The organism is Amnibacterium flavum (assembly GCF_003097495.1).
In the GTDB taxonomy this organism is placed as follows: domain Bacteria; phylum Actinomycetota; class Actinomycetes; order Actinomycetales; family Microbacteriaceae; genus Naasia; species Naasia flava.
Window position 1 is genome coordinate 165,530 of record NZ_QEOP01000003.1, and the last position, 10,311, is coordinate 175,840.

11 protein-coding genes are annotated in these 10,311 nt (G+C 70.1%); 4 read left to right on the forward strand and 7 right to left on the reverse strand.

Translation table 11 applies throughout. The annotated features are described in order from the left end of the window. Nucleotides 1–32 precede the first annotated feature (32 nt). The 4 genes from DDQ50_RS15100 to truB are packed head-to-tail and all read right to left on the reverse strand — an operon-like array spanning nt 33 to nt 2,774. A complete protein-coding gene (locus DDQ50_RS15100; RefSeq protein WP_116757615.1) occupies nt 33–974 on the reverse strand; it encodes a bifunctional riboflavin kinase/FAD synthetase in 942 nt (313 codons plus the stop codon). Then, the gene (locus DDQ50_RS15105; protein WP_116757616.1) at nt 971–1,414 is read right to left on the reverse strand and encodes a hypothetical protein; all 444 of its coding nucleotides are present in this window, start codon (nt 1,412–1,414) and stop codon (nt 971–973) included. Before DDQ50_RS15105 ends, DDQ50_RS15100 begins: the two co-directional genes overlap by 4 nt. Nucleotides 1,415–1,452: 38 nt before the next feature. Then, a complete protein-coding gene (locus DDQ50_RS15110) occupies nt 1,453–1,821 on the reverse strand; it encodes a hypothetical protein (RefSeq protein ID WP_116757617.1) in 369 nt (122 codons plus the stop codon). After that, nucleotides 1,818–2,774 carry a tRNA pseudouridine(55) synthase TruB gene (truB, locus tag DDQ50_RS15115; protein ID WP_116757618.1) on the reverse strand — a complete coding sequence of 319 codons (957 nt, stop codon included), beginning with the start codon at nt 2,772–2,774 and terminating at the stop codon, nt 1,818–1,820. The genes DDQ50_RS15110 and truB overlap by 4 nt, the downstream gene beginning before the upstream one ends. A gap of 92 nt (nt 2,775–2,866) precedes the next feature. Here truB and DDQ50_RS15120 point away from each other — a divergent pair, with 92 nt between their 5' ends. Both DDQ50_RS15120 and DDQ50_RS15125 read left to right on the forward strand, forming a co-directional pair. Beyond that, complete coding sequence (locus DDQ50_RS15120; RefSeq protein ID WP_116757619.1) at nt 2,867–3,844, forward strand: ketopantoate reductase family protein; 978 nt, start codon at nt 2,867–2,869, stop codon at nt 3,842–3,844. A gap of 9 nt (nt 3,845–3,853) precedes the next feature. Beyond that, complete coding sequence (locus tag DDQ50_RS15125; RefSeq protein WP_240614454.1) at nt 3,854–4,486, forward strand: hypothetical protein; 633 nt, start codon at nt 3,854–3,856, stop codon at nt 4,484–4,486. A gap of 94 nt (nt 4,487–4,580) precedes the next feature. Here DDQ50_RS15125 and DDQ50_RS15130 read toward each other — a convergent pair whose 3' ends face one another. Next, the gene (locus DDQ50_RS15130; RefSeq protein ID WP_116757620.1) at nt 4,581–5,090 is read right to left on the reverse strand and encodes a nucleoside/nucleotide kinase family protein; all 510 of its coding nucleotides are present in this window, start codon (nt 5,088–5,090) and stop codon (nt 4,581–4,583) included. A gap of 54 nt (nt 5,091–5,144) precedes the next feature. On the opposite strand from DDQ50_RS15130, the gene DDQ50_RS15135 reads away from it, so the two are divergent. Together DDQ50_RS15135 and DDQ50_RS17645 are read left to right on the forward strand one after the other, a co-directional pair. Next, the gene (locus tag DDQ50_RS15135; RefSeq protein ID WP_240614455.1) at nt 5,145–6,020 is read left to right on the forward strand and encodes an HhH-GPD family protein; all 876 of its coding nucleotides are present in this window, start codon (nt 5,145–5,147) and stop codon (nt 6,018–6,020) included. Between the two features lie 94 nt (nt 6,021–6,114). Further along, nucleotides 6,115–6,945, forward strand: coding sequence for a hypothetical protein (locus DDQ50_RS17645; protein ID WP_276308418.1), 831 nt, complete (start codon nt 6,115–6,117; stop codon nt 6,943–6,945). A gap of 187 nt (nt 6,946–7,132) precedes the next feature. Here the strand turns inward: DDQ50_RS17645 and rbfA are convergent, their stop codons facing one another. Both rbfA and infB read right to left on the reverse strand, forming a co-directional pair. Then, entirely contained in the window at nt 7,133–7,570 is a 438-nt protein-coding gene (gene rbfA / locus DDQ50_RS15145) for a 30S ribosome-binding factor RbfA (RefSeq protein WP_116757621.1), read from the reverse strand. 197 nt (nt 7,571–7,767) lie between these two features. Further along, a partial coding sequence (gene infB / locus DDQ50_RS15150) for a translation initiation factor IF-2 (protein WP_116757648.1) occupies nt 7,768–10,311 on the reverse strand: 2,544 nt, incomplete at its 5' end.

A 10,311-nucleotide genomic window follows, 5' to 3' on the forward strand; every position in this document is an offset into this window, starting at 1 on the left:
AGAACAGGGTGCCGCCACCCGTTCTGCGACGGTCAGTTCAGCAGATCCCGGATCTCGTCGACGTCGCGCCCCATCTGGTCGATGAGAGCGGGGACGCCCTCGAAGGCGACCATGCCCCGGACGTGTTCGATGAACTCGATGTCGACGAGGTGACCGTACAGGTCCAGATCGGCGTCGAGCACGTACGCCTCGACCTGACGCTCGTGCACATCGTCGAAGGTGGGATTTATGCCGATCGAGATCGCAGCGGGATGCCGGGACGTCCCGACGGCGTCGTGGTCGATGAGATATCCGGCGTAGACGCCCTCGGCGGGAACGAATCCGGTCGGCGGAGTCTCGAGATTGGCGGTCGGATAACCGAGTTCACGACCGCGTTTGAGGCCGTGGACCACATGGCCCCGAACCGACGGCGCTCGGCCCAGCATGGTCGTCGCGCCGCGGATGTCGCCTTGCGCGAGGAGTTCGCGGACCGCGCTCGATGAGACTCGGCGATCGTCGTCGCCCAGGATGTCGGGCACGACGACGACACCGAACCCGAGTTCGGCGCCGAGATCGCGGAGCGTGTCCGCCGTGCCGCGACCGCCGGCACCGAAGCGGAAGTCGGCCCCCACGAGGACGACCCTCGCATCGAGTGCCTCCACGAGGGCGCTCTGCACGAAATCTCGGGCCGGGAGATGGGCGAACGCCTCGTCGAAGGTGACGACCAGCACGTCGTCGACCCCCGACTCGGCGAGCAGTTCGATCTTGCGGTCGAGCGCCACGAGGTTCGGCGGGCACTTCTCGGGCCGCAGCAGTGCGAGAGGGTTGCGGTCGAAGGTGACGGCGACGGAGCGCAGCGAGCGCTGCTCCGCCTCGGCGACCGCGGCGGTGAGGATCGCCCGGTGGCCGGTGTGGACGCCGTCGAACTTGCCGATCGTGACGACCGACGGCGCGCGGGCCGCACTGATGGCCGAGAGCGAGGTGTAGACGGTCATCGCGCCCGCGGAATGACGACCCGGTGGTTGCGCCCGAGCCAGATGAGGCCGAGCACGGGCGTGATGACGGGGAAGAACAGGTATCCGGCGCCGTAGTACGACCAGACGGTGTCGCGCGGGAACAGCTCGGCGTCGACGACGCTGAGCGTGCCGACGACGAGCACGAAGAGCAGTTCGAAGGAGATGGTGATCCAGGCGATCCGCTTCCAGACGGCGCCGGGCACGATGAGGGACAGCGTGGCCACGATGTAGACGACGGCAGCGAGCGCGGAGAGCGAGTAAGCGAATGGGGCCTCGGAGAAGTCGCGGAGGATCTGCACCGTCGATCGCCCTGTGGCCGCGAGGGCGAGGATCGCGTAGATCGCGACGAGGACGACGCCGATGCCGCTGACCCGCGTGCGAGCGGGAGGCGTCGTCTCGGAGGTAGCGGGTTCAGCCATGGCAGATCCGATTATCCCAGTTCGCCGCTGCCCCCGGTTCACGCGCCCTGCACCGACCAGATGATCTGCATCCGGTACAGCATGATCGCGATCGAGAGACAGGCGACGCCCACCACGACCGTGCTCCAGCGGGTACGGTCGACGAGCGCCCAGGCGATCGCCCCTGCCGGGATAAGGATGGCGCTCAGCAGGTAGGCCCAGAATTCGTACGGATTGCCGCTCGGAGCGTTCCCCGCCGCGGGTGCCGCGATCGCGACGACGATCTGCGCGATGAGCAGGATCTCGACGAGGGCCGGACCTGCGAGCGTCAGGTCGGACGGTCTGCGCCCGATGAGGCCGAGTACGAGCGCGAGCAGCCCGGCCGCGACGGCGACGACGACCTGAGCGATGGTGAACCATTCGATCATGCGTTCGGCGCCTCTCGCGGGAATCCGGTGACGACGGTCGCGATGCCGCCCGCGACCCCGACGAGCGCGACGAGATCGCCGGCAGGACCGACCGCGGCGACCGGTGATCCGTCGGCGGCGTCGACGGGGACCTTCTTGCCGTTGCCGAGGTCGGTGGCCTGCGTGCCGTCGAGGTCGATCGTGGCGAAGAGTCGGGCCGCGGCGCGCGCGGGCGGGATGAGATCGGCCATGGGCCGGTCGCTCTGCATCAGCTCGTCGAGTGGCGTCGCGTCGGCGACGGCGAACGGGCCGACGCGGGTGCGCCGCAGCGCGGTGAGATGACCTCCGACGCCGAGGGCGGCACCCAGGTCGCGGGCGAGCGCGCGGATGTAGGTGCCCGACGAGCAGTCGACCCTCACGTCGAGGTCGACGGCACCCGCGGGCGCTCCGGCGGGGTCGTCGCGTCGGGCGAGCACGGTGAAGTCGGCGATCGTGACACCGCGAGCGGCGAGCACGACCTCTTCGCCGGCGCGTACCCGGGCGTAGCTGCGCTGCCCGTCGACCTTGATGGCGCTCACCGAGCTCGGCACCTGGGAGATCTCCCCCGTCAGATCGTCGACGGCGCTCGCGATGGCCTCATCGCTGATCGACGCGGCGGGGACGGCCTCGGCGAGCGCCTCCCCCTCGCGATCGTCGGTGGTCGTCGACTGGCCGAGCCGGATCGTGGCCAGGTACTGCTTGTCGAGGCCGACGAAATAGGTGAGCAGGCGGGTCGCGGACCCGATGCCCGCGACCAGCAGCCCGGTCGCCATCGGGTCGAGGGTGCCCGCGTGGCCGACCTTGCGCGTGCCCGCCGCTCGTCGGACCCGGGCGACGACGCCGTGACTCGTGAGGCCCTCCGGCTTGTCGACCAGGAGGATGCCCACCGGCGCCGCGGTGGCGCTCGTCTGCGATCGGGATTCCTGCGCAGACATGCTCTAAGACTACCGACGCGCACGGGACCCGGCGCCCGCTCGGAGAGCGTCGGGGACCTGTCGCCTGCATGCTCTCGGTCTAGGGTTGGCGCGTGAGAATCGGAGTCGTCGGGGCCGGCGCGATCGGCGGCACCCTCGCCGCGCTGCTCGACCGGGCGGGCCACGAGGTCACCGTCTCAGTCCGCGGGCCGGCCCTCGAGATCATCGCCGAGCGCGGCATCCGTCTGACCGGCGGGTGGGGTCACCACACCGCTCACGTCTCGGTGGGCGCGCACCTCGGGACTCGGCAGGACCTGACGATCTTCGCGACGAAGGCACCCGACCTCGACGATGCCGTGGCGGCGAACCGCTCCGCGATCGGCGACAGCGTCCTCGTCGTCCGCAACGGACTCGGAGCTCGCGCGGCAGTGCAGCGGATGCTCGGCGACGACGCCGCTCACGTCTTCGGCGGTCTGGCCGTCTTCGCCGCGACGACGGACGGCGAGGGGGCGATCAGGGTCACCTCCCCCGGTCCGCTCTATTTGGGTGGAGGCGACGGGCTCGGCGAGCTGGTGGACGTTCTCCGCCAGGCTCTTCCGACCGTCGAGCTCGCCGATCTGGAGGGTGCGGAGTGGTCGAAGCTGCTCGTCAACCAGGTCAATGCGCTTCCGGCGATCACCGGGCTCAGCGTCCAGGAGACCATCGCCGATCCGAAGCTGCGGCGGGTGCTCGTGCGGAGCATGCGGGAGGCGATCGGCATCGCGCGGGCGAACGGAGTCCGCTTCGCTGAGCTGCAGGGCCTCAGCGACCGTCTGCTCCGGGTGATCCGCGCGGCACCGCTGCCTGTCGCGGAGCTGCTTCCTCGCCGCATGGCGAAGCGGATGGGGTCGGTGCCGAACCAGGGTTCCACGCTGCAGAGCATCCGGCGCGGTCGCCCGACCGAGGTCGACTGGCTGAACGGTGCCGTCGTCGAGGCCGCTGCGGCCGCGGGGCGGACCGCGCCGATCAACGCAGCCCTCGTCGCCATGGTGCACGAGGTCGAGAAGACGGGCTCCTTCCTCACCGCGGACGACGTGGCGGCACGGGTCTAGGGCGCGGTAATGCAGACATCGACCCCGATCCCCGGCGACCCGTGGCCGCACGACATGGTGATCACGATCGACGAGTATCCCTCCTCGCTGCTCGACCTGCTCTGGCTGCGGGAAGCGCTTGGGCTCCACCCGGAAGGGGACGACCTTCCGCCGCTGCTCATCGAGACCCCGGATCGTGTCATCGACGACCAGGCGGACACCGCCGTGTGGGAAACGGCATGGCCCGGCGTGTGGGACGCCGTCGTGCGTCACTCGGCGCGGATCCCGGACCCCGAGATCTTCACCGCCCTTCAGGCCTCCGCCGATGCCTCCCCCGAACGCGCCGATCTGCTCCGGCAGCTGATCGGACCGTCCTGGTCCGATCAGTTCGGGACGGCGGCATTCGGCGCGGAGCACAGCTCGTGGTCGGCAGCTCAGCGCCGATCGCCCCGTTCACGACCCCTCCCGTACGACAGGCAGCCGGAACGGGTCTGCCTCGATGCCCTCGTCCCCGCCTGGCGGGCGGGACTCACGAAGGTGGTGACCATCCCCTGCCGCGGCACTCACACCCGCCGCATCGGCGACAACGCGCTCCTGATGACGGCATCGACGCGGGAGGACCCGGAAGGCTACCGGTTAGCGCTCCGGTCGTTCGCAGCCTGAAACGGAGGTCGGTTCCGCTCGGTCACCGAGCAGCACCGAGCAGCACCGAGCGATGCTCGGTCTCCGCTCCGGAGCCGACGTGACCCCGGAGTCGTCAGCAGCTGTCGGCGAAGGTGCGGCGCGGGTGTTCGGGGTCCGTGTTGTCGACGTTCGAGGTCGCACGCACGCGTGGGGCGCGCTGACGCTCGTAGCGGGCCTGCTCGTCGGACAGATCGCGCGGACCCGTCTCCGCCGACTCGGGCAGTGCGAGCCAGATCGTGTAGGCGAACGCGCTCAGCAGCTGCTCGGAGTGCAGCCGCGTGCCGTCCACGACGAGGATCGCCGACCCCTGGTCGTCGAACGGCGGCCGACCGGCCCGGAACGGCTCGATCGCATCCGCCCGGACCGCCGCGGCCGTCGGGTCGTCATCGGCGTCGGCCGTCGCCCGGTAGGCGGTCTCGCCGCGCTCACGAAGCGCGGAGGCCAACTCGTCGGCGAAGGCCGCCTGACCCGCGCCCGGCACGCCGTCGACGCCCACCACGGCGCGGCCGCCCCGGTAGTTGTGCAGAATCTCGTCCGCGAACTCGCCGATCACATCGGCCCTCGCGGCAGCCCATCTCGCCATGCCTGCAACTCTAGGCACGGTTGGAGCGCACCGGGGCGTGTCTAGAGTGATCCGGTGACGGTCAGGAACGAGCTCGCCGAGCGGATCGTCCCCTGGTTCGCGGAGAACAGCCGCGATCTGCCGTGGCGACGACCCGGCTTCAGCGCGTGGGGCACGCTCGTCAGCGAGTTCATGCTGCAGCAGACCCCTGTCGCGCGCGTCGTGCCGCGTCTGCTCGAGTGGCTCGAGCGCTGGCCGACTCCCGCCGACCTCGCCGCGGAGACACCGGGCGAGGCGGTGCGCGCCTGGGGACGGCTCGGCTACCCGCGTCGAGCGCTGGCCCTGCACGGATGCGCGGTCGCGATCGCCGCCCGGCACGGCAATCGGGTGCCGGAGGACGTCGAGGATCTGCTCGCCCTCCCCGGCGTCGGGCCGTACACGGCGCGGGCGGTGGCAGCATTCGCCTACGGTCACCGCCATCCCGTCGTCGACACCAACGTGCGCCGGGTGCTCGCGCGAGCGGTCGCAGGCCAGGCCGAACCGGGCCCGCCGTCGACGAGACGCGACCTCGAGGCGATGTCCGAGCATCTCCCCCACGAACGCGACACCGCGCGGTCATTCAACGCGGGGATGATGGAGCTCGGCGCCATCGTCTGCACCGCCCGGGCGCCGCGCTGCGAGGAGTGCCCTCTCGCGGATGTCTGCGTCTGGCGTCTCAGCGGATATCCCGACTACCTCGGCGCGCGGAAGGCACCGCAGAAGAAGTACGAGGGGTCGGACCGGCAGGCTCGCGGACAGGTCCTGGCTCGACTGCGCGATGTGCCCCATCCGCTGCAGCGTGCCGAATTCGCCCGCGACATCGAGGACGAGGCGGTCCTCGACCGCATCCTCGCCGGGCTGCTCAGGGATCGCCTCGTCGTCGAATCCCGCGGTCGCTACTCGCTGCCCTGAACGGCGGAACGCCGCACCGGACGGTAGAACGGTCATTCCATCTGCTCGGCGTGCCAGCCGGTCCGAACATGGCTCCGCCGATATCCTCGCCCGCGTGTCTGACGATTCGCGCCCCGCATCCACCAAACGCACGCTGGTCATCTGTGCGATCACGGTGATCATCTGCCTGCTGCTGAGCGGAGGCACCTTCGGTCTTGTGGCCGGGTGGTTCGGGCCCTCCATCGCCCTCGCCTCCGAGACCGCCGGACCCATCGGGCCCGCGGGAGCTGCAGGAGCGGACGGCGCCAACGGAGCCACCGGTGCGACCGGAGCACCGGGCGCAACGGGCGCCCCCGGGATCGCGGGCGCGCGCGGGGCGACAGGCGCCGCCGGAGCAACCGGGGCCAAGGGCGCAGCGGGAGCGAACGGCATCGACGGCACGCCTGGCGCCAACGGCGCGAACGGCGCGGTCGGGCCCGTCGGTCCCGTCGGCCCCGCCGGGGCGAACGGCGTCGCCTACGGCAACATCCCCCAGCTGCTGGTGGGTTCCGACGCGGCCGAGACCTACACGGGCGGCGACACCACCCTGCGCGTGCACGGCGTGTGGTCGATGCCCGCGGGCCTCTGGTATGTCACGGGCACTTTCAACCCCAAAATGCTGACGGCTGTCCCGAGCGCCAACTACCGATGCGCTTTCATCGAACTGAACAGCGCCGAGGTCCCGTACGACCCCACCTCGTCCGTGTCACGCGGCAGCTCGTTCGGCGGAGTCTCGTTCTGGGACGCGGAGGAACCGCAGGTCAGCATCGGCAACTTCGTCGATGTCGATGAGGACGACCTGATCGGTCTCGCCTGCCGTCGCACCGACATCGGCAGCGCCGTCGTCAACTGGGAGCTCGACAAGTCGGCACTCAACGCGGTCCAGGTCCAGTCGCTCATCAACTGAGTCCACTCGCGGACCGTCGGCCACACGGCTGGCACTCGCCCCCCGGAATGGGACTCTTCAGCGAGCTCCCAGTAGGCCAACATGATTGAAGAGAGGACCTGCGACACGCCACCCGGCCGCAGGTCCTCTCTCTTGTTCTATGCACCAGCCTGATCAGCCGATTCGCTGATCACGCGGTCGTTTCGCGTCAGTCTTCCTCGTCGAGGTCGCGGGGCTTGACGTACGGGTCCTCGTCGCCCGCGTACTGCGCACGCGAGGCCAGTTCGCGCGCCGCGACGTCGCGGTCGCGCGCCTCCTGGAGAAGCGACTCGATGTGCGCGGCCGTCTCGGGGATCGCATCCGCGATGAACTCGAGGCTCGGCGTCAGGCGCGTCGTGAGCCCCTTGCCGACCTCGGTGCGGAGCATCCCGGTCGCGGCCTTGAGCGCGGCGGCACTGTCCTCGCGCTCCTCGGGCGTGCCGTAGACGGTGTAGAAGATGCTCGCGTGCTGCAGGTCGCCCGTCACCTTGACGTCGGTGATGGTGACGAAGCCGAGACGGGGGTCGCGCAGGCCCCGCTCGAGTCGACGTGCGACGAGCTCCTTGATGCGGTCGGCCATCTTGGCCGCGCGTGCGGGATCAGCCATGGTGTTCCTCCTTCATGAGGGATGGACGTAGGAAGAGAACGGGGAGAGTGCGGCGTGAACCCACGATGCACCCTCCCCGTTCCCGGCCGGTCGTGACGAGCACGACCGGAAGGCTTACGCCCTCAGGTCTCGATGCGACGGACCAAGCATGGCCCGCCGCTCCTCGACCTTCGACGTTCCGATCGCTGTCGCGATCGTTACGCCCGAACCTTTTCCTTCATCTCGATCGTCTCGATCTCGTCGCCGATCTGGATGTCGTTGAACTTGCCGAGACCGATACCGGCCTCGAAGTCCGTACGGACCTCGGTGACGTCGTCCTTGAAACGACGCAGCGACTCGATCGCCAGGTTGTCACCGACGACCACGCCGTTGCGGATGACGCGTGCCTTCGCATTGCGAGTGATCGTGCCGCTGCGGACGATGACACCCGCGATGTTGCCGACCTTGCTCGAACGGAAGATCTCGCGGATCTCGGCGACGCCCGACTGGACCTCTTCGAACTCGGGCTTGAGCATGCCCTTGAGCGAAGACTCGATGTCCTCGAGTGCTGCGTAGATGACGGAGTAGAAACGCACATCGACACCCTCGCGCGCCGCACGTTCGCGGGCCTTCGGGTCAGGGCGGACGTTGAAGCCCATGATGATCGCGTTGTCGACCGTGGCGAGGTTGACGTCGCTCTCGGTGACCGCACCCACACCGCGGTGGATGATGCGCAGCTGAACGCTGTCGTCGACCTCGATCTTGAGCAGCGCCTCCTCCAGTGCCTCGACGGCACCGGAGACGTCACCCTTGATGATGAGGTTGAGCGAGTCGACCTTGCCCTCTTCGAGCGCACGAGTGAAGTCCTCGAGCGAGATGCGCTTGCGAGCCTTCGCCAGGCTGGCGTTGCGCTCCACCGCTTCACGCTTCTCGGCGATCTGACGGGCCGTGCGGTCCTCCTCGGTGACGAGGAACGTGTCACCGGCGCGAGGCACACTCGACAGTCCCTGCACCTGAACGGGCCGCGACGGGTACGCCTCGGTGACCGGCTCGCCGGTGTCGTCCATCATGGCGCGGACGCGGCCGTAGGCCGTTCCGGCGACGATGGCGTCTCCGACGCGCAGCGTTCCCGACTGGATCAGGACGGTTGCCACAGCACCGCGCCCCTTGTCGAGGCGGGCTTCGATCGCGACACCGCGTGCATCCTTGTTCGGGTTGGCACGCAGGTCGAGGCCGGCGTCCGCAGTGAGCAGGACGGCGTCGAGCAGGTCGTCGATGCCGGTGCCGGCGAGAGCCGACACGTCGACGAACATGGTGTCTCCGCCGTACTCCTCGGCGACGAGGCCGAACTCGGTGAGCTGCTGACGCACCTTCGCCGGGTTCGCGCCCTCTTTATCGACCTTGTTGACCGCGACCACGATCGGCACATTCGCCGCCTGGGCGTGGTTCAGAGCCTCGACCGTCTGCGGCATGATGCCGTCGTCGGCCGCGACCACGAGGATCGCGAGGTCGGTGACCTGGGCACCACGGGCACGCATGGCGGTGAACGCCTCGTGACCGGGGGTGTCGATGAAGGTGATGGCGCGGTCGTTGCCCTCGTGCGTGGTCCAGACCTGGTAGGCACCGATGTGCTGGGTGATTCCACCCGCCTCACCGGCGATCACGTTGGTCTTGCGGATCGCGTCGAGGAGTCGCGTCTTACCGTGGTCGACGTGACCCATGACGGTCACGACCGGCGGACGGATCTCGAGGTCCTCATCGCTCTCGTCCTCGAGCTCCTGATCGAGGTCGATGTCGAAGCCCTCGAGGAGCTCCCTGTCCTCGTCCTCGGGCGAGACCATCTGGATCTTGTAGCCCAGCTCCTCGCCGAGCACGTCGAACGTGGCCTCGTCGAGCGATTCGGTCGCCGTGGCCATCTCACCGAGGTGGAACAGCACGGTCACGATGTTGCCGGGGCTCGCGTCGATCTTGTCGGCGAAGTCCGTGATGGAGGCACCACGGCGCAGACGCACGACGGTGCTGCCGTCGCCGCGGGGAACACTCACGCCGCCGAGCGACGGAGCTTCCCGCATCTCGAACTCTTGACGCTTCGTGCGCTTCGACTTGCGGGCCTTGCTCTTGCCGCCACCGCGACCGAACGCACCTGCGGTTCCACCGCCGGGACCACGGCCGCGACCGCCACCACCCGCGGGGCGGTTGGGGCCGAAACCAGTTCCGGGGGCACCGCCACCGGGACGCGCGAACGCTCCGCCGCCGCCACCGGGACGGGCTCCACCACCGGCACCGCCGGGACGCTGGAATCCGCCGTTGGGGCGACCTGCGCCACCGGGACCGCCGGGACGACCGGGGGCGCCGCCCGTGGGGGCGCCGGGACGGGGAGCACCGGGGCGGGGAGCCGCGGGACGCGGAATCCCGCCGGGACGCATGCCCTGCGCGGCCGCGAACGGGTTGTTGCCGGGGCGGGGCGCACCGGGACGCTGCATGCCCTGGCTGCTCGAGTACGGGTTGTTGCCCGGACGCGGCTGGCCGGGGCGGGGAATGCCGGGGCGCGGGATGTTCGACGAGCCCGGGGTGGCCGGAGCCGCCTCGGGAGCGGGAGCAGCCGCAGCGGCGGGACGCTCCTCGCGGGGCGCCTCCGCGGGACGGGGAGCCTCAGCGCGGACCTCGGGACGCGGCGCGGGAGCGCTGCGCGGCGAGGACGCCGCGGCGACGGGCGCCGGGGCTGCGGGAGCCGCAGCGGCGGGCGCGGCCGGAGCCGCGGG